Below are 20110 nucleotides of genomic sequence, written 5' to 3'. Positions count from 1 at the left end.
GATCGTTCATTCACTGGTAAGGGCCGTGACCGGGTCGAGCCGGGCAGCTTTGCGGGCCGGCATGAAGCCGAAGACAACGCCGGTGATCAGTGCGCAGGCGAAGGCGCCGATGACCGCCGCCAGGGAAAAGGCCACCGCGACTTTGCTGAGCACCAATGCGCCGCCGACGATCAGCGCCAGGGCGATGCCGGCGATCCCGCCGACCACCGAGAGCATCACGGCTTCAGTGAGGAACTGGCGCAATATGTCGCGCTGACGAGCGCCGGTGGCCATGCGGATACCGATCTCCCGGGTCCGTTCGCGCACGGTCATGAGCATGATGTTCATCACGCCGATGCCGCCCACCAGCAGCGAGATCGCCGCAATCGAACCGAGCATCAGCGACAGCGTATTTTGCGTGCGCGCCTCGGCCTGAATCATCGCGGCGTTGTTGGTCAGTTCGAAATCGTGTTTGCCGTCGTGCAGGCGCAGCATCAACTGCTCGATGGCCTTTTCGGTCTCTTTGACCTTGCGCGCGTCGGCCGCGGCAATGGCCACGTATTCGGGGTTGTGGGTGCCGAACAGCCGGACACTGGCGGCCGAGTAGGGCACGGCAATCCGATTGTCGCTGTCGGAATCGCCGGAACTGGCGCCTTTTTCCGCGAGCACGCCGACGACCTGAAAGGGCACGTTTTCGATCAGGATGTATTGGCCGATGGGGTTGGTGACGTCCTTGAGCAATTTGCTGCGCACCTTGTGGCCGATCACCGCGACCGCCGCGGCGTTGCGTTCATCGGCCTCGGTGAAGTAACTGCCCTCGACCACCGGCCAGTTGAAGATCGCCGGAAAGTTGGTGTCGTTGCCGCCGACGTAGCTCAGGTGGTCGAGGTTGCCGAAGCGCACCCCGGCTTCGGCGCCGTTGACCGGCATGATTCGCATGACTTGCGGCAGGCTGGCCAGCGCGGCGACGTCATCCAGGGTCACGATGCCGGGCGGTGTGCGTGGATTGGGAGCGGAGCCGCTGAGGTAAATGATGTTCGAGCCGAACGCGCCCATCTGCGCCATGACCTGACGCTTGCTGCCTTCGCCGACCGCCAGCATCACCACCACCGAGGCGACGCCGATGATGATCCCCAGCAGCGTCAGGGCGGTGCGGAAGCGGTTGATCCACATCACCCGCCAGGCCGCGTGTATCGCATCCACCAATTCGCCTTTCCAGGCACCGGTGGCCTCGCTGCCTTCGCTCAGCCGCTTGCGCAAATCCACCGCTTGCAGCGCACCGGGATTGGCCGAGGCCTGCACGGCGGGGTTGTCGCGGGCGCTGTCGCTGATGATCAGGCCGTCACGGATTTCGATCACGCGTTTGGCCCGGGCCGCCACGTCGCGGTCGTGGGTGATGAGGATCACCACATGGCCCTGGCTTGCCAGTTCGTCGAGCAGCGCCATGACCTCGGCGCCGCTGTGGCTGTCGAGGGCGCCGGTGGGTTCGTCGGCGAGGATGATGTGGCCGCCATTCATTAATGCGCGAGCGATGGACACCCGTTGCTGCTGGCCGCCGGAGAGCTGGTGCGGACGGTTGCCGGTGCGTGCTGCCAGGCCGAGACGGTCGAGCAGGGCGGCGGCGCGGGCGTGGCGTTCGGCCGCTGGGGTGCCGGCGTAGATCGCCGGCATCTCGACGTTTTCCTGGGCCGAACCGGACGGAATCAGGTGATACCCCTGAAACACGAAACCGAATGCCTCGCGGCGCAGCCAGGCCAGCTCATCGCTGTCGAGTGCCGCGACATTTTCGCCGGCGAACCGATACTCGCCGGACGTTGGCCGGTCGAGGCAGCCGAGGATGTTCATCAGCGTCGATTTGCCGGAGCCGGAAGCACCGACGATCGCCACGAACTCCCCGGCGTGGATCGACAGGTCGATGCCGCGCAACACATGAACTTCAGGCGCGTCGCCGCCACCGTAGGATTTACGAATGTCCTGCAGGTCGATCAGAGGCGTTTGCATTCAACCTCCGCTGCCGTCGGCGGGGCCGATCAACAGGTGATCGCCTTCGGCCAGTCCGTCGAGGATCTGCACCTTCAGGCGGTCGCTGATGCCGGTGCGCACGGTCCGTTGCTCGATGCTGCCGTTCTGGGCGACCACCCGAGCCGTTTGACTGTCGGTCTGCGGGCCGCCCTGCAAGGCGGCGACCGGCGCGGTAAGGACGTTTTTTGCCTGGTTGGAAACGAAGAACACTTGGGCGGTCATTTCCGCCATCAGCGCGTTGTCGGCGTTGTCGACGTCCAGCAGCACCGTGTACAGCACCACGCGGGCCGTCCCGCTTTTACTGGAACTGGCCGGACTGCCGCCGCCCTGGCTGGTCTGATCCAGCGGTTTGGGCGGTATCGGCAAAATCTGCCGCACCGTGCTGCTCCAGCGCCGGTTACCGCCGCTGAGCGTGGTGAACCAGGCGCTCATGCCGGGTTTGACGTGGCCGATGTCAGCCTCCGAGACCTCGGCCCAGACCGTCATCGGCGACAGTTTGGCGATGCGCAGGATCAGCGGCGTTTGTTGCTGGGCGTTGAGTGTCTGGCCTTCGCGGGCATCGAGGGCCACAACCGTTCCGCTCATCGGTGCGTAAATGCGCGTATAGCCGAGTTCGGCCTGATCGCTGCGCAGGTTGGCCTGAGCCTGGCGGATCTGCGCCTCGAACATGTCGATGCGCGCTTGCGTGGTGCGCAGTTCGGCCTGGGCCGTTTGCACATCTTCGTCGCGTGTCGCGCCGCCGGCGGCGAGGTTCTGCTGGCGCTGATATTTCTGCCGGGCCAGGTCGTGCTGTGCCCGCTGTTCCTGCAGCTGCGCCTTGAGGTTGTCGATGGAAAAACGCCCGGCGTCGAGTTTGGCCTGTTGGGTGGAGGGATCGATTTCCACCAGCAACTGGCCTTCCTTGACCACGTCACCGACCTCCACATGGATCTTGTGGATCTGCCCGGAGGCCTGGGCGCCGACATCGACATACCGCCTCGGTTGCAGGGTTCCCAGCGCCGTGACGCTGCTTTCGATGTCGCCGCGCGCGACCTGGACCGTGGCGAAGCGGTCACGACCCGCTGGCAAAACCTGCCAGGCCGCGATGGCGATAACGGGGATCAGACAAAGAGCAACAAGCAGGGCGCGTCGGGTGTGACGGGGACGTTTCATGCAGGGTTCCGGCCAATAGGATTCGGCCCGTCATTCAGCAGGCGTGCCAAACCTGGCGACAGCTGAACGCTGTCGGAGGACCGACAGCCACGGGGAGCTGTCCTGTAGACGAGGGAAGGGGCGGGGAATTTAAGCGTTGAGGCTTTGAGTGACAGACAAAGTCAAAGGTATAGGACAGCACTATTTAGCAGGCAAATGGAAACAGCGCTTTAAATCTATATGAGAATTACTATAAATTACACGCTCGAAATCGCCATCATCGTGCCACTGCCTACTTGGGCGGTGGCAGATCTGGTTCAAGGATAGAAACCGCACCCCGTGCGGCCGGGAGTCATGTTGGAAAACTACTATCGCGAGCTGGTGTGTTTCCTGAACGCCAGGCTAGGCAACCGCCAGGTGGCCGAAGATGTGGTGCATGACGCGTATCTGCGGGTACTGGAGCGTTCCAGCGACACGCCGATCGAACAACCCCGGGCGTTCCTTTATCGCACCGCGCTCAACCTGGTGATCGATGACCATCGACGCAATGCCTTGCGTCAGGTCGAGTCTCTGGATGTGCTCGACAGCGAAGAACGCTACTTCATCCCTTCGCCCCACAACAGCCTCGATCACGGTCAGCGCCTGGACATGCTCCAGCGCGCACTGGCGGAATTGCCACGGCTGTGTCGCGAGAGCTTTCTGCTGCGCAAGATCGAAGGCCTGTCACACCCGCAAATCGCCGAGCACCTGGGGATTTCCAAAGCGCTGGTGGAAAAGCACATCGTCAATGCCATGAAGCATTGCCGGGTGCGCATGCGCCAGTGGGACGTCGCTTAAATCAGTCCTCGTTAAATTTTTTTTCATGGTCCTCGTTCCTATTCAACAGACGATCTGCTGCCGCCAAAGGCCGGTCAGGTCACCCAGGCTTTATCCCCGCAGCTGCGGGGTTTATCCAGAGGACACTGGAAATGACACAGGCAATTGCATCGCCCATCGTTCACGACCTGATCGGCGTTGGTTTCGGCCCTTCGAACCTGGCCCTGGCCATCGCCCTGCAAGAGCGCGGGCCGAGCCAGGGCGAGCTGGATGTGCTGTTTCTCGACAAGCAGGCGGACTACCGCTGGCACGGCAACACCCTGGTCACCCAGAGCGAACTGCAGATTTCTTTTCTCAAGGACCTGGTGACGCTGCGCAACCCGACCAGCCCGTATTCCTTCGTCAACTACCTCAAGCACCATGGTCGTCTGGTGGACTTCATCAACCTCGGCACCTTCTATCCGTGCCGCATGGAGTACAACGACTACCTGCGCTGGGTCGCCGGGCAATTCACCGGGCAGAGTCGCTACGGCGAGGAAGTGCTGACCATCGAGCCGGTGCTGCATAACCAGCAGGTCGAGGCGTTGCGAGTGATCTCGCGTGATACCCAGGGTTTGCAGCATGTGCGTACCACCCGTTCGGTGGTGGTCAGCGCCGGCGGTACACCGCGGATTCCCGAAGCGTTCAAGGCACTGAAGGATGACGGTCGGGTGTTCCACCATTCCCAGTACCTGGAGCGCATGGCCAGGCAACCGTGCGTGAACAACCAACCGATGAACATCGCGATCATCGGCGGCGGGCAGAGCGCGGCGGAGGCCTTCATCGACCTCAACGACAGCTTCCCGTCGGTGCAGGTGGACATGATCCTGCGCGGCTCGGCCCTGAAGCCGGCCGATGACAGCCCCTTCGTCAACGAAGTGTTCTCGCCGGAGTTCACCGACCTGGTGTTCCAGCAGGCCAGCAGTGAACGCGAGCGTCTGGTCAACGAGTACCACAACACCAACTATTCGGTGGTGGACATCGACCTGATAGAACGCATCTACGGGATCTTCTACCGGCAGAAAGTCTCGGGCATCGCGCGCCATGCGTTCCGTACCCTGACCACCGTCGAAAAAGCCACCGCGACCGAGCGCGGTATCGAGCTGGCGATGCGCAACAACGCCACCGGCGAAGTCACGGTTCACCGCTACGACGCCGTGGTGCTGGCCACCGGTTACGAGCGGCAGATGCACCGCAAACTGTTGGCGCCGCTGGAACAATACCTGGGCGATTTCGAAGTCGATCGCAATTACAGGCTGATCACCGACGAGCGTTGCAAGGCCGGCATCTACATGCAGGGTTTCTGCCAGGCCAGCCACGGCTTGAGCGACACCTTGCTGTCGATCCTGCCGATCCGCGCCGATGAAATTGCCGGCTCGTTGTATGACCATGGCAAATCCCGTGGCCGATCGGTGAGGGACGTGTTGTTGGCGACTGCCAGCTGAGATTTTGTGGCGAGGGGGCTTGTCGGAACGCCCCCTCGCCACAGGTTTGCGATCAACCTGAACCCTTCCTGAAGAACCCCGAGATTCCCCCTGCAACACCCCTGCGCAGCGTTTACTCTCTAGATATCGCGGCGTAAGCTTCACGCGTTTTCATCAATTAGCGGAGACCCACAGTGGGTACTTGTTCGAGTGACAGTTGTCGGCCGGTCTCGGTAACCGGCATTTTCCCGGCAAGATAACGCGCAGCCTTTTTCTGCCGTTGTCTCGCCGTAAAGCGAGCAGCGGCATCCCGATCGTGGCCGGTTTTGGCCCGACTCCCGACGTCTCTCTCATCGACGCTGAACAGCGTGTGATGTTCGACCCCGTGTCGTCATCGCAGCGCCTCGACACGCCTGCTCGACGGTTTCCCGGCTGACCCTGGGGGGCACTGCCATGAACCTGACCTGGCTGAAAGAATTCTTCGCCGGATTCCTGCGAAACCGTCACATCGCCCGGCACTTCCGTCGACTGGCGCTGCTGGAAAGCTTCACCGACACCACGGTCAGCCGTGAAGTCCCGCCGACGCTCGCGCAAACCCTGGTCGCCGCTGCCAACAGCGACACCGGCCAATTGCTGGATAACCTCGGCAGCCACACCGACGGCCTGAGTGAAGCCGAAGCCGATGCCCTGCGCGAGCAATATGGCCTCAATGAAGTCGAGCACGAGCAACCGCTGCCGTGGTGGACGCACCTGTGGCACTGCTACAAAAACCCGTTCAACCTGCTGCTGACCTTGCTGGCGGTGATCTCCTGGCTGACCGAAGACATGAAAGCCGCCATCGTGATTTTCTCGATGGTGGTGCTCTCGACCTTGCTGCGTTTCTGGCAGGAAACCAAATCCAACCAGGCCGCCGACGCGCTCAAGGCGATGGTCAGCAACACCGCCACGGTGATGCGTCGGGAGGAGGCGAACAACGGTGCGCAACGCCTCGAATTGCCGATCAAGCAACTGGTGCCGGGCGACCTGATCGTGCTCTCGGCCGGTGACATGATTCCTGCCGATTGCCGAGTGCTCAACGCCAAGGACCTGTTCGTCAGCCAGGCCGCGATGACCGGTGAATCGATGCCGGTGGAAAAATTCCCACGTCAGCAGGACAACCACACCCACAACCCGCTGGACCTCGACAACATCCTGTTCATGGGCACCAACGTGGTGTCCGGCACGGCCATGGCGCTGATTCTCACCACTGGCAACAACACCTATTTCGGCGCGCTGGCGCAGCGGGTCGGTGCCACCGATCGTGCGCCGACTTCGTTTCAGACCGGAGTCAACAAGGTCAGCTGGTTGCTGATCCGCTTCATGTTCGTCATGGCGCCGCTGGTGTTGTTCATCAACGGTTTCACCAAGGGTGACTGGACCGAAGCGTTGCTGTTCGCGCTGTCGATCGCCGTGGGCCTGACCCCGGAAATGCTGCCGATGATTGTCACCTCGACCCTGGCAAAAGGCGCGGTGTTCCTGTCGCGCAAAAAAGTCATCGTCAAACGCCTCGATGCGATCCAGAACTTCGGCGCCATGGACGTGCTCTGCACCGACAAGACCGGCACCCTGACCCAGGACAAAATCTTCCTCGCGCGCAACGTCGATGTCTGGGGTAACGATTCCGATGACGTGCTGGAAATGGCCTACCTCAACAGCTACTACCAGACCGGCCTGAAAAACCTGCTGGACGTGGCCGTGCTGGAACACGTGGAGATCCACCGTGAACTGAAAGTCGGCACGGCGTTTCGCAAGGTCGACGAGATTCCGTTCGACTTCACCCGTCGGCGCATGTCGGTGGTGGTGGCCGAGCGTGATCAGCCGCATCTGCTGATCTGCAAAGGCGCGGTGGAGGAAGTGCTGGCGGTGTGCACCCGGGTGCGCCACGGCGATGCCGACGAGGCGCTGAGCGATGAATTGCTGGCGCGGATTCGCCAAGTCACCGCCACCTTCAATGCCGAAGGCCTGCGGGTGGTGGCGGTGGCGGCGCGGCCAATGATCGAGGGGCGCGACACTTACAGCCTGGCCGATGAACAGGCGCTGACGCTGATCGGTTATGTGGCTTTCCTCGATCCACCGAAGGAAAGCACCGCGCCGGCGCTCAAGGCCCTGGCCGCGCACGGTGTGGCGGTGAAAGTGCTGACTGGCGACAACGAACTGGTGACCGCGAAAATCTGCCGTGAAGTCGGGCTGGAACAGCAAGGCCTGCTGATGGGCAACGACATCGAGCGCATGAGCGACGCCGAGCTGGCGGTGGCGGTCGAGACCACCAACGTCTTCGCCAAACTCACGCCGTCGCACAAGGAACGCATCGTCCGCCTGCTCAAGGGCAACGGTCACGTGGTCGGTTTCATGGGCGACGGCATCAACGATGCGCCAGCCCTGCGCACTGCTGACATCGGCATTTCGGTGGACAGCGCGGTGGACATCGCCAAGGAAGCGGCGGACATCATTCTTCTGGAAAAAAGCCTGATGGTGCTGGAGGAGGGCGTGCTGGAAGGGCGGCGGACCTTCGCCAACATGCTCAAGTACATCAAAATGACCGCCAGCTCGAACTTCGGAAACGTGTTCTCGGTGCTGGTGGCCAGTGCGTTCATTCCGTTCCTGCCCATGCTGCCGATGCACCTGCTGGTGCAGAACCTGCTCTATGACATTTCGCAGATCGCCATCCCGTTCGATAACGTCGATGAAGACATGCTGAAACAGCCCCAACGCTGGCAGCCAGCGGACGTCGGACGCTTCATGCTGTTTTTCGGCCCGATCAGTTCGATCTTCGACATCAGCACCTTTGCCTTGATGTGGTACGTGTTCGATGCCAACACCCCGGACCACCAGACCCTGTTCCAGTCCGGCTGGTTCGTGGTCGGGCTGCTGACCCAGACGCTGATCGTGCACATGATCCGCACGCCGAAGGTCCCGTTCCTGCAAAGCCGCGCCGCCACCCCGCTGCTGGTGATGACGGGCATCATCATGGCCGTGGGGATTTTCCTGCCGATGGGGCCGCTGGCGCATTACTTCAAACTGCAGGCGCTGCCGTCGCTGTATTTTGTGTTCCTGCCGGTGATTCTGCTGGCGTACATGGCACTGACCCAGGCGGTGAAAGGTTTCTATATTCGGCGGTTTGGCTGGCAGTAAGGCTGCCAAAAGTAGGAGTTGCCGCAGGCTGCGCCAGCTCCTACACAGGCTGCGATCTCTTGATCTTCAAGTCGGACAGAGCGCCCTATTTTTAGGAAAAGTCCTACAGAACGCTTCTCGGGTCTTCCGTAGCCTTGCCGCCTCACTCATCAGCCATCGACCTGAGGCCCGTGATGATCAACAAAGCCTTGCGCATCCTGATCGCCGACCAACAGCATTTTCACCGGATGAAAACCGAGCGGTTGTTCAACCAGCTCGGTTATTACCGAGTGGCGCCGGTGCAAAGTCTTGCCGACATGCTGAATCTGGTCGAGTACGGATGCGAGCCGTTCGACCTGGTGATCATCAATGCCTCTCTGGCGGCAGGGGCATTGGATCTGTCCGGGTTCTTGCGCGATAACCGCCAGGTTCACCACGCCTTGATCTACGAAGACCACGCGGCGCTGCCGGATTTAGCCGCCATTCGACGGCTGATGGAGCTCATCGATCCGCCTGCGTGTGAAGCTGCATCGCCACTGGATCAGGAGCGGAATCGACAACGGATCGGTTGAGTCCAGGGGCACCGTTCGTCGGTACTATCATTTCTGACAGGTACATTCTTCCAGCATTCCGTGCAAAGTCATTGCGCAGCCGCTGCGTCTATCCCGGCGGTTACCGGCGGGCAATCGTTGAGTTTTTGCAAAGGAATTGCCATGAAGAAAGCGCTGATTGTGGACGATCATCCGGTGGTACGTGCCGCAGTCACACTTGTACTCGAGCGGGAAGGCTTCAAACTCATTTTTGAGGCGTCCAGTGTTGGCGAGGCCTTATCGATACTTCGTGAGCATGCAGTCGATCTGGTGATACTGGATCTGGTTATGCCCGGTGGCGATGGGCTGGAGCTGCTGGACCGGATCAGGGCCAATGGTTGGCTATGTCTGGTACTGGTTTTCACTTCCCTGGATCCGCTTTTTTTTCAAGAGCGTTGCATGCGCGCCCGGGCCATGGCTTATGTCGCCAAGACCCGCTCCTTGCAACAATTGCAAAAAGCCGTGCACGCCGTCATGGCCGGTTACACCTTTTTCGCGCGGTTGCCTGCGGGATCGCAGGACCCCCGGCAACGCAGCGAAAAAGAGATGATCGATAAACTTTCCAACCGCGAACTGACAATCCTGCGGTATTTGGCCCAGGGTATGAGTAACAAGGCCATCGCCGAGCTTACGCACCTGAGTCACAAAACCGTCAGCACCTACAAGACCCGCTTGATCGAAAAACTGGGCGTGAACGCTGCGGTACACCTGCGCGATTTCGCCAAGCGCAATCATCTGATCTGAATGAACCCGACCGTGCGCATCTTCCTGTGGGTGTTGATCCTATGTCTTGCATCGCAGGCCCTGGTCGCGGTAGCCGACGAGCCTAAGTCATTGCGCCTGCTGGGGCGCTCCACGGTGGATGGCTATGCCGTCCAGCTGGGCATGGATGACCGCAATTGGCTGGTCAGCAAACGGGTGTTGCGCGTCGGAGTAACGGGGCCGGACTACCCGCCCTTCGAATTGACGCGCAATCACGATGAGCTGGAGGGCATTACCGCCGATTACGTCGAGCTGCTTGCGCAACTGCTGCACGTCAACGTCGAGGTGCTGCGCTACGGCACACGCGAGTCGGCGATGGAGGCACTCAAACGCAAAGACCTGGATCTGCTGGGAACCTCCAACAGCTTCGAGGCCGCCGATCCCGAACTGAATCGAACCAGCGCCTATGCCGAAGATCAGCCGATGCTGGTCACCAGACTGGACGAGCGCATGCCCGAGGATCTGGCGGGTAAACGCATCGCCATGGTCGCCGACTATCTGCCGGAGCAGACCGTCAAAGCCTTCTATCCCAAGGCTGATCTGCAACGTTACCCATCGGCGCTCGATGCACTCGGAGCCGTGGCATACAGGCAGGCTGATGTGTATCTCGGGGACCTTATCAGTGCCAATTACCTGATCAACAACAACTACCACAATAACGTTCAGTTGATGGGGCCATCCGGCCTTGACGCCAACCCGTTCGGTTTCGCATTGGCGCGGGACAATACGCGCCTGAAAAACATCGTCGACCAGGCACTGGCGGCGATCCCGATGGAGCAACGCTCTGCCATCGAGCAACGATGGAGTGCCGGCCGCGCCAATCGACTGGGTCTGCAGCGGGTGAGTCTGAGCGCCAGCGAACAGCACTGGCGGGATCAGCATCCGACGGTGAGCGTCGGAGTGGTCGGGGACTTTGCGCCTTTGACTTTCTATGACGCCGAAAGGCGATTCAGCGGGTTGACCGCGCAATTGTTGACGCTGATCAGCCAGCGTAGCGGTTTGAACTTTGACGTGCAGCGGGGCCAATCCCTGGACGAGCAGATCCAGCGACTCAAGGCTGGCGAGATCGACATATTGCCGGCGCTCATCCCCACGACTGAAGGTGTGGCCGGGCTGCGTTTTACCAGCCCTTACGTCACCAATCCATACACGCTGGTCAGTGCAGTCACCCCCGGCAGCCCGAGAACGCTGGACGATCTGGCCGGCAAACGCCTGGCGATTTATCACAGTCATCCCATGCGCGCATTCATTCTTGCCAGGGCACCGCAGGTGCGGATGCTGGATGTGCAAAGCCCGGCCCAAGGCCTGGAAATGGTCATGAAGGGGGAAGCCGATGCCGCGCTCAGTTCGTTGTTCATGACCCGCTACCTGATTGCCCGGTATTACAGCGGGCGTCTGCGCATCAGCAGTACCGTGGGCGATGAACCGGCACGCATCGCTTTGGCGACCGGAAGTGATGCGCTGGAGCTGCACTCGATACTGAACAAGGCATTGCTGAGCATCTCGCCCCAGGAGATGGACGATCTGGTGGCCCGCTGGAGCAATGACGTGGTGGTGGATGACAGCTATTGGTTGCGTCATCGCCAAGGCATTGTTCAAGCGTTTGCCGTGGCGGGAGCCTTGCTGTTGCTCGCCTTGGGCTGGATCGCCTGGCAGCGTCGGCAGATCCGCCAGCGCCAGCAATGGTTGCGGCAATTGCAGGACGCCAAGGCTGAGGCGGAGGATGCCAATGGCGCCAAAACCACTTTTCTGGCGACCATGAGTCACGAGCTACGCACACCGTTGTACGCCCTGATCGGCATGCTCGAACTGGCCTTGAAGCGTGCGGACGAGGGCGTCACCGACCGTAGCGCCATTGAGGTGGCGTCCAGTGCCGCACAACAATTGCTGGCGCTGATCGGCGACATTCTGGATATCGCGCGTATCGAGTCAGGGCATTTATCCCTGACCCCTGAGCGCGCCAATCTGCGGGGGCTGGTGGAATCGGTGTGTCGGGTTTTCGAAGGCCTGGCACGGCAGAAAGCGCTGGCGTGGCGAATCGATCTGGACGAATACAGTGACTGTGATGTGTTGATCGATCCCACACGCTTCAAACAGGTGCTGTCCAATCTGCTGAGCAACGCCATCAAGTTCACCCATGAGGGTGAAGTGAGCCTGACGCTGCGAGTGGCGGCCGTCATGTCAGGACATCTGGCGGTCAGCGTGCAGATTGAAGACACCGGCATAGGCATCAGCACCGTCGACCGACAACGGTTGTTCAGCCCGTTCATCCAGGCCGATAACGGCCGACAGTCAGCCCGAAGCGGCTCTGGCCTGGGGTTGGTGATCAGCCGCACGCTGTGCGAAATGATGGGCGGGCGGTTGCAACTCGACAGCGTCCTTGGACAAGGCACGCAGGTCGACATCAATCTTGAGCTGATCGCATTGCCGTCGTTGCCTTCCATTGAGGCCGTGGAGAGCGGATTGCAGGCGCCAACGCGGCCACTGACGATTCTGGTGGTTGACGATCACCCGCCTAATCGACTGTTGCTTTCACGGCAACTGAGCCACCTTGGGCATCATGTTCTGGAGGCCGAAGAGGGCGCACGGGCGCTTAAGCTGTGGCGCAAACATGAGTTCGATCTGGTGGTTACCGACTGCAATATGCCCAGGCTCAGCGGTTATGAACTGGCGGGCGCAATCCGCGATGAAGAGTGTGCCAAGGGATTGCCACCTACATTGATTCTGGGCTGTACCGCCAATGCGCAGCCCGAGGAGAAGGCCCGATGCCTGGAGGCGGGCATGGACGACTGCCTGTTCAAACCGATCCTGCTGGCGGATCTGAACACTTGGTTGGCCTCCAGGTTTTTGAACCAGACACCAGAACCTGTCGCAGAGTCCTCAACGCCGGAGATGGACCTCAGTGGCCTGGAGCAATACGTCGGTGCGGACCGCACGTTGATTGATCGTCTGGTGCGCGAACTGACGGTGACCAACCGGGTGGATCGGGATGATCTGCTCCAGGCGCACGCCAATGGCAATCACTGTGTGCTGCGCGACCTGGCGCACCGCATCAAGGGCGGTGCGCGCATGGTCCGGGCACAGCGCTTGGTTGAGCATTGCGAGCAACTGGAGCGTGTCATCGATGTGGGGGATTCGGCGCTGCTCGACGAAGCCGTCGATCAATTGCAGCGCGCGATGTCATCGCTGGATGAACGCTTGAGCCAAGATTTAAGTCAGGGCTGAAACTCAGTCCCACCGCGGCGCAATGCCGTTGGGGCTGGTCAGCCGCTGGCCGCGATCCAGGCCCGCGATCAGCGCCATGTCGGCGTCGCTCAGGGTCAGGGTGCAGGCGTGCAAATTGCTTTGCAGGTTGGTGCGTTTGGTGGAAGAGGGGATCACCGCGTACCCCAGTTGCATGGCCCAGGCCAGGGTGACTTGGGCCGGTGTCGCCTGCAGGCGATCGGCGATCTGCTGGATGAGCGGATCTTTCAGCACTTCGCCATAGGCCAGGGTCATGTAAGAGGTGATCTGGATGCCCTGGCTTTGCGCAAATTCGACGACCTTGCGGTTTTGCAGGTACGGGTGCAGTTCGATCTGGTTGGTGGCGATGTTCTCGGCGCCGACCGCAGCAATGGCTTGCTTCATCAGGTCGACCGTGAAGTTGGACACGCCGATCCGACGGGTCAGGCCCAGTCGTTTGGCCTCGAGCAGCGCCCCCATGAACTCTTCGACCGGCACCTGATCTTCCGGTGACGGCCAGTGGATCAGGGTCAGGTCCAGATAGTCGGTTTGCAGCTTATCCAGGCTCTCTTTGAGGCTGTCGATCAACCGGTCTTTGGCAAAGTTGGCGACCCAGATTTTGCTGGTGATGAACAACTCTTCACGGGCAATGCCGCTGGCGGCGATGGCCTGGCCGACTTCGGCTTCGTTTTCGTAGATTTGCGCGGTGTCGATGACCCGGTAGCCCAGTTCAAGACCGGTGCTCACCGAATCGATGACCACTTGGCCTTGCAGGCGAAACGTACCAAGACCGAATGCGGGAATAGACATCAAAGACTCCAGGGGTTGCAGTGGGAATGGGCGGGAGTATCCCCGGCTGCACCCTTGAGAAAAACCGCTGGTTTGGCAAAGCACTGTTTACCGCAAGTCATGAATGGGTTGTTGGAAGATCAAAAAATCTTCCTCCATCGTTCTCCAGATAGAACGATGAGGCTGATTTTTGCAGTCTAGTGCGCCAAAGGTCATGGTTTTAAGCTTTATCCATCGCGTCACACAACAGATTCAGAGGCAAAGATGAAAAACATCATCGGTATCTACACCAGTCCACGACCTCATTGGGTCGGCGACGGTTTTCCGGTTCGCACGCTGTTTTCCTACGACAATCTGGGCAAACACATCAGCCCGTTCCTGCTGCTGGATCACGCAGGTCCCGCCGAATTCACTCCGACCACCGAGCGTCGTGGCGTGGGTCAGCATCCGCACCGCGGGTTCGAAACCGTGACGATCGTCTACAAGGGCGAGCTGGAACACCGTGACTCCACCGGCAGCGGCGGCAAGATCGGCCCCGGCGATGTGCAATGGATGACCGCAGCCTCGGGGATCATTCATGAGGAGTTTCACTCCGAAGGTTTCGCCAAAACCGGCGGCACCCTGGAAATGGTGCAGCTGTGGGTCAACTTGCCGGCCAGGGACAAGATGGCCGAGCCCGGTTACCAGACGATTCTCGACGGCGACATTGCGCGTATCCCGCTGAAAAACAATGCTGGCAGCCTGCGCTTGATCGCCGGTGAGTTCGACGGCCACAAAGGCCCGGCGCGGACCTTCACGCCGATCGACGTGTGGGATGTGCGCTTGAACGCCGGCAAGTTGCTGACCCTGGATCTGCATGAAGGACGCAACACCGCACTGGTGGTGCTGCGCGGTACGGTTCAGGTCAATGGTCAGGAACTGGTGCGTGACGGGCAGTTGGCGTTGTTCGAACGCAACGGTGATCAGCTCAGCCTCGAAGCCGACAACGATGCAGTCGTGCTGCTGCTCAGCGGCGAGCCGATCGACGAGCCCATCGTCGGCCACGGCCCGTTTGTAATGAACACCGAGCAGGAAATTCATCAGGCCTTCAGCGACTTCCAGTCGGGCCGGTTCGGCCGGATGAGCGGTTGAATACGACGCAGTAGTGGGTTGCTCTGCAACCTGGTATCTCCCACATTGGTTTTGTGGTGTTTTGCAGATCGCAGGCTTCGCCAGCTCCTACAATCTGTGAGATCTTCACGCCATTGGCCATTGTTGGAGTTGCTTGATGCTGTCACTGCTCACCAATCACCCGTTGCTTAGCGCGCTGATCCTGATCCTGATCGATCTGGTGTTGTGGCGTTTGATCACGGCCAGTAGCAGCAACTGGAAACTGGCCGCGCGGGTGGTGATTTTCGCGTTGTTCAGCGTGCTGCTGTTCAACGAAGGCTTGAACCCCATGGCGCCGGCGCCCTGGGCCGACAATGTGCCGTTGCACCTGGCGGCAACCGGTTTGCAGATTGGCTGGTGGCTATACGCAGCGCGCACCCTGACAGTATTGCTCGGCGCGGTGATGATGCAACGGGTCGGGCACACCGGGCGTTTGTTGCAGGACCTGCTCGGCGCGGTGATTTTCCTGATCGCGGTCATTGCTGCCCTGGCGTACGTGCTCGAATTACCGGTCAAGGGCGTGCTGGCGACATCCGGCGCGTTGGCGATCGTCGTCGGCCTGGCCTTGCAAAGTACCCTCAGCGACGTGTTTTCCGGGATCGTCCTGAACACCACCAAACCCTATCAACTGGGTGACTGGATCTCCATCGATGGCACCGAAGGTCGGGTCACCGACATCGATTGGCGCGCTACACGCCTGCAAACCTCCCAAGGCAGCATGGCGGTGATCCCCAACTCCCTGGCGGCCAAGGCCAAGATCATCAATTTCAGCCGGCCCAGTGATATTTTCGGCGTCTCGATCAGTTTGCAAGTGAGCCCCCACGCGCGTCCGCAAACGGTGATCGATGCCCTGGAGCGGGCCATGCAGGGGTGCCGCTTTCTGTTGGACAAACCGGCACCGTGCGTGGCGTTGAAAAGCTCCGGCAGCACCGGCGTGGAATATGAAATCAGCGGCTTCGTGGTCTCCATGGATCAGAAACGCATGGTGCGCAATCTGCTGTTCGACCTGGCGTTCCGGCACTTGCAGGCATCCGGCGTCATCCTGTTGTCGAACGTCGAGCCCAACGCTCCTGCGGCCTTGTCACGGCAACGGGCGTTGTTGGACAGCTCGAACATCTTCTCGACCCTGCGTCAGGAAGAGAAAGAAACCTTCAGCCAGAACATGAAGCTGCAAACCTTCCGCGCCGGAGAAATGATCCTGCCAGCGGGGGAGGTCAGCGATCATCTGTTCATCATTGAATCCGGCGTCGTGTCGGTGGAGCTGAGCCGCGGCGGGGTCAAGATCGAAAGCGGGCGCATGGGGCCGGGAGAGGTGATCGGCGAGGGCGGGATTTTGTCCGATATGGCGATGCCGGCGGACTTTAAAGCCAAGACGACCTGCAGCTTGTACCGGATCGAAAGGGAATACCTCCAACCGTGCCTGGATGCGCGGCATGACATCGGTGAAGCGATGAAGACGTTGCTGGATTTCCGCTTGAACAAGGCTCAGGCGCTGAGTCAGGAAACACCCAAGGTGGTGGAGAAAAAAGGGTTTTTGCAGTGGTTGCGCAATCGTAGTCACCAATAGGTTGGTTGCCTGTTCCGGCGCCTTCGCGAGCAGGCGTCGGCGTCGGCACTGTCACTGAAATTCTTCTGGTCTATTGGCATCCTCAACTTCCCAATAATTGGCTATTTGTTCAACCTCAGGTCCGCATTAACGTAGCGCCAACACCCATTGTGATTGGAGCTCGCCATGCAAACCCGTATCGATTTCTACACTGCCTCCCCAGACGCCTTCAAAGCCATGATGGCCCTGGAAACCGCTGTCTCGAAACTGCCCCTGGAAAAGTCGCTGATCGAACTGGTCAAGCTGCGCGCCTCGCAGATCAACGGCTGCGCCTTCTGCATCGACATGCACACTGCCGATGCCATGAAGGACGGGGAAACGCCACGCCGGCTGTTCGCCGTGACCGCCTGGCGCGAGGCACCGTTTTTCACCAATCGCGAGCGCGCCGCACTGGCCTGGACCGAGTCCATGACCCAAGTGAGCCTGACCCACGCGCCGGACGAAGACTATGCGCTGCTCAGCGCCGAGTTCAGCCCCAAGGAAATGGTCGACCTGACGGTGGCGATTTCCACCATCAACAGCTGGAACCGCCTGGCCGTGGGTTTCCGCAAGATGCCTCAGGAGTAACAATCAGGCTCAATGAGCATCGGCACTCGGCGCGGCTGGTGGTTGTACCTTGCGCATCAGGGGCACCATCGCCGTGGCGAGAATGAAGCAGACCATGATCATCAGGAACGCGTCGCCATAGGTTTGCGTCTGTGCTTCGCGATACGTCAGCAGCCACAGCTGACGCAGGCTGGCGGTGACGCCGATGTCACCACTCTGGCCGAGGGCGGCGAAGTTATGGCCGACCTGGGACAGCCACTGATTGAGTGCTTCGTTGGTGCTGTTGAGGTTCTCCGCCAACCGGGTGAAGTGCAGGTTGGTGCGGTCATTGAGGATGGTCGCGCACGCGGCGATCCCCATCGCGCCGCCAAGGTTACGCATCAGGTTAAATAACCCCGAAGCATGTTTGAGCCGCGACGGTGCCAACCCGCCAAGGGTCAGGGTCACCGCCGGCGGCACCGCCAGTTGTTGCGCGATCCCGCGCAAGGCTTGCGGCAGTATCAATTCCCTGGCGCCCCAGTCGTGGGTGATCGGGCTGAAGTCCCACATCGACAGGGCGAACAGCCCAAGGCCGGTCATCATGATCCAGCGCAGGTCGATGCGATTGGCCAGAAAGGCGTACAGCGGAATCGCCATAATCTGGAACACCCCGGTGGAAAACACCGCCAAGCCAATGTCCAGCGCGCTGTAGCCACGCACCCGGCCGAGAAACAGCGGCGTCAGGTAAATCGTCGCGAACAAGCCGATCCCGGTGACGAACGAAAAGAAACAACCGAGGGCGAAGTTGCGGTCTTTCAAGGCGCGCAGATCGACGATCGGGTTGGCCACGTACAAGGTTCGACCGATGAAGGCCAATCCGGCCAGGCCGCTGATCCACGCAGTGGTCAGAATCGTGCTGTCGCTGAACCAGTTCCAGCGCGGGCCTTCTTCGAGGGTGTATTCCAGGCAACCGAGAAACACCGCCATGAACAGCATGCTCAGGTAGTCGGCGCCTTTGAGCAGCGACAATTCCGGCTGGTCGATTTTCACCAGCATCGGCACTGCCACCGCGACGAAAATCCCCGGCACCAGGTTGATGTAGAACAGCCAGTGCCAGGACGAAATGTCAGTGATCCAGCCACCGATGACCGGCCCCAGCGTCGGCGCCAGCGATGCCACTGCGCCGATGGTTGCGGCGGCGATCACCCGTTGCTTGCCGGTGAAGAAAAAGAAGGCGGTGGTGAACACCAGCGGAATCATCGAGCCACCGAGAAACCCTTGCAGGGCGCGGAAGGCGATCATGCTCTGGATGTTCCAGGCCACACCGCAGAGCAGGCTGGCCAGGGTGAAGCCAATCGCCGAGGCGCAGAACAGCCAACGGGTCGAGAACACCCGGGACAACCAGCCCGACAGCGGAATCACGATGATTTCGGCGATCAGGTAACTGGTCTGCACCCAGGCGGTTTCGTCGGTGCCCGCCGAGAGCCCGCCGCCGATGTCACGCAGCGACGCCGAGACGATCTGGATATCCAGCAGCGCAATGAACATGCCGATGCACATCGTGGCGAAGGCGAACACCTTGGTCGCCGTCGCCATGTTGGCGGCGTTGAACGGTTGCGCGGGGGCGACGAGGGCGCGGCTCATGGCGCGCTGGCCACGGTTGGGGTTTGCGCTTCAGGCTCGGCGCGGGTGTCCACTTCGGCCGTCACCGACAGGCCTGGACGCAGATGACCGAGTACGCCATCCGCCGGGTCGAGCAGGATCCGCACCGGCACCCGCTGGACGATTTTGGTGAAGTTACCGGTGGCGTTTTCCGGTGGCAGCACGCTGAACTGCGAACCGCTGGCCGGCGCGAGGCTGTCCAGATGCCCGTGGAACTCACGCCCCTTGAGCACGTCGGCATGTACGATCACACGTTGGCCCGGCGTCATCCGCGCTAGCTGATCCTCCTTGAAATTGGCATCGACCCACAATCCGCTGGCCGGCACCAACGACAACAGTTGCGAACCGGCCTGGGCGTAAGCGCCGACCCGCGCCCGACGATTGCCGATCACGCCGTCGACGGGGGCTTTCAACTCGGTGTAGCCGACGTTCAACTGCGCCAGATCACGCTCGGCCCGCGCCTGTACCAATGCGGCACGGGCTTGTTGTTTCTGGGTTTCGATCACGTTCAACTGGCGTTGCGCGGCCAGCAGTTCGGCCTGGGCCCGGGCACTTTGCGCCTGGGCCGTCTTGAAGGTGGCGTCGGCCCGTTGCGCGCTTTCCACCGAGACGGCATTGCTGCCCACCAGGCGTTTGTAGCGGGCATTGTCGTCCCGCGAGCGCGCGGTTTCGGCGCCCGCGGCATCGATACCGGCGCGGGCCTGGCCGATCACCGCGTGTTGCAGTTGTTCGGTGGCGTCGAGGTTGGCGAGCAACGCTTCTTCAGCGGCCACCGCGCCTTCAGCCTTGGCCAGGTTGGCGCGATAGTCACGGGCGTCGATCCGGATCAGCACATCGCCGGCCTTGACCCTCTGGTTGTCGGTCACCAGCACTTCTTCGATATAGCCGGCGACTTTCGGGCCGATCACCGTGACGTCGCCACCAATGTAGGCATCGTCGGTTTCTTCGATGAAGCGCCCGGCAGTCCACCAATGGCTCGCATACAGCCCGATGAACACCAGGGCTGCGATGGCTGCCGTCAGCAGCACCAGCCGTTTCAGCAGGGGAGGCTTGGGTGGGGTCGCTGCGACGGCAAGGTCGGGTTCAAGGCTGGGCATGCTGGTCATGGATAAATACCTGTGGGAAACGAGGCGTTATTATGGGTGTAATATGACGCAGGTAATATTTTGTGGCAACGGGTTTTGGCTACCGGTCGTCTGGTGCTCCCAAGTGGAATCCATTGCTTTCGGTTAATAGGAAGCATT

15 protein-coding genes are annotated in these 20110 nt (G+C 60.8%); 10 read left to right on the top strand and 5 right to left on the bottom strand.

What is annotated here, in order from left to right; all coding sequences use genetic code 11:
* Positions 1 to 6 precede the first annotated feature (6 nt).
* Both PGR6_RS19085 and PGR6_RS19080 read right to left on the bottom strand, forming a co-directional pair.
* Positions 7 to 1980, bottom strand: a complete 1974-nt coding sequence (locus PGR6_RS19085) for a MacB family efflux pump subunit (RefSeq protein ID WP_018925351.1) — start codon at positions 1978 to 1980, stop codon at positions 7 to 9.
* Positions 1981 to 3153: an efflux RND transporter periplasmic adaptor subunit gene (locus PGR6_RS19080; protein ID WP_064619034.1), complete on the bottom strand. Its 1173-nt coding sequence runs from the start codon at positions 3151 to 3153 to the stop codon at positions 1981 to 1983. It lies immediately after the preceding gene.
* A 333-nt stretch (positions 3154 to 3486) separates the two neighbouring features.
* Here PGR6_RS19080 and PGR6_RS19075 point away from each other — a divergent pair, with 333 nt between their 5' ends.
* The 7 genes from PGR6_RS19075 to PGR6_RS19050 all read left to right on the top strand — a co-directional run bounded on the left by PGR6_RS19075 (position 3487) and on the right by PGR6_RS19050 (position 13138).
* A complete protein-coding gene (locus tag PGR6_RS19075; protein WP_018925353.1) occupies positions 3487 to 3969 on the top strand; it encodes a sigma-70 family RNA polymerase sigma factor in 483 nt (160 codons plus the stop codon).
* A 131-nt stretch (positions 3970 to 4100) separates the two neighbouring features.
* Complete coding sequence (locus PGR6_RS19070; protein WP_064619031.1) at positions 4101 to 5432, top strand: lysine N(6)-hydroxylase/L-ornithine N(5)-oxygenase family protein; 1332 nt, start codon at positions 4101 to 4103, stop codon at positions 5430 to 5432.
* Positions 5433 to 5628: 196 nt separating this feature from the next.
* Positions 5629 to 5847 (top strand): hypothetical protein, encoded by a 219-nt coding sequence (locus PGR6_RS30000; protein WP_156523298.1) that lies wholly within the window; start codon positions 5629 to 5631, stop codon positions 5845 to 5847.
* Positions 5848 to 5864: 17 nt separating this feature from the next.
* Positions 5865 to 8582, top strand: a complete 2718-nt coding sequence (gene mgtA, locus PGR6_RS19065; protein WP_064619028.1) for a magnesium-translocating P-type ATPase — start codon at positions 5865 to 5867, stop codon at positions 8580 to 8582.
* A gap of 173 nt (positions 8583 to 8755) precedes the next feature.
* Positions 8756 to 9133 (top strand): hypothetical protein, encoded by a 378-nt coding sequence (locus PGR6_RS19060; RefSeq protein WP_064619025.1) that lies wholly within the window; start codon positions 8756 to 8758, stop codon positions 9131 to 9133.
* A 141-nt stretch (positions 9134 to 9274) separates the two neighbouring features.
* Positions 9275 to 9895, top strand: a complete 621-nt coding sequence (locus PGR6_RS19055; protein WP_064619022.1) for a response regulator transcription factor — start codon at positions 9275 to 9277, stop codon at positions 9893 to 9895.
* Complete coding sequence (locus PGR6_RS19050) at positions 9896 to 13138, top strand: transporter substrate-binding domain-containing protein (protein WP_064619020.1); 3243 nt, start codon at positions 9896 to 9898, stop codon at positions 13136 to 13138.
* 3 nt (positions 13139 to 13141) lie between these two features.
* Here PGR6_RS19050 and dkgB read toward each other — a convergent pair whose 3' ends face one another.
* Complete coding sequence (dkgB, locus tag PGR6_RS19045; protein ID WP_064619017.1) at positions 13142 to 13945, bottom strand: 2,5-didehydrogluconate reductase DkgB; 804 nt, start codon at positions 13943 to 13945, stop codon at positions 13142 to 13144.
* 243 nt (positions 13946 to 14188) lie between these two features.
* Here dkgB and PGR6_RS19040 point away from each other — a divergent pair, with 243 nt between their 5' ends.
* The 3 genes from PGR6_RS19040 to PGR6_RS19030 all read left to right on the top strand — a co-directional run bounded on the left by PGR6_RS19040 (position 14189) and on the right by PGR6_RS19030 (position 17246).
* Positions 14189 to 15055, top strand: coding sequence for a pirin family protein (locus PGR6_RS19040; protein ID WP_018925360.1), 867 nt, complete (start codon positions 14189 to 14191; stop codon positions 15053 to 15055).
* Positions 15056 to 15191: 136 nt separating this feature from the next.
* The gene (locus PGR6_RS19035) at positions 15192 to 16640 is read left to right on the top strand and encodes a mechanosensitive ion channel family protein (RefSeq protein WP_064619013.1); all 1449 of its coding nucleotides are present in this window, start codon (positions 15192 to 15194) and stop codon (positions 16638 to 16640) included.
* Positions 16641 to 16805: 165 nt separating this feature from the next.
* A complete protein-coding gene (locus PGR6_RS19030; RefSeq protein WP_018925362.1) occupies positions 16806 to 17246 on the top strand; it encodes a carboxymuconolactone decarboxylase family protein in 441 nt (146 codons plus the stop codon).
* A gap of 9 nt (positions 17247 to 17255) precedes the next feature.
* On the opposite strand, the gene PGR6_RS19025 is transcribed toward PGR6_RS19030, so the two are convergent.
* Together PGR6_RS19025 and PGR6_RS19020 are read right to left on the bottom strand one after the other, a co-directional pair.
* The gene (locus tag PGR6_RS19025) at positions 17256 to 18848 is read right to left on the bottom strand and encodes a DHA2 family efflux MFS transporter permease subunit (RefSeq protein WP_064619011.1); all 1593 of its coding nucleotides are present in this window, start codon (positions 18846 to 18848) and stop codon (positions 17256 to 17258) included.
* On the bottom strand, positions 18845 to 19972 hold the full coding sequence (locus tag PGR6_RS19020) for an HlyD family secretion protein (protein ID WP_064619009.1): 1128 nt from the start codon (positions 19970 to 19972) through the stop codon (positions 18845 to 18847). The genes PGR6_RS19025 and PGR6_RS19020 overlap by 4 nt, the downstream gene beginning before the upstream one ends.
* Between the last annotated feature and the right edge of the window lie 138 nt (positions 19973 to 20110).

The organism is Pseudomonas sp. GR 6-02, assembly GCF_001655615.1.
Classification (GTDB): domain Bacteria; phylum Pseudomonadota; class Gammaproteobacteria; order Pseudomonadales; family Pseudomonadaceae; genus Aquipseudomonas.
Note: the sequence above shows the minus strand (reverse complement) of the source record. Positions and strands in the feature narration are given on the sequence as shown.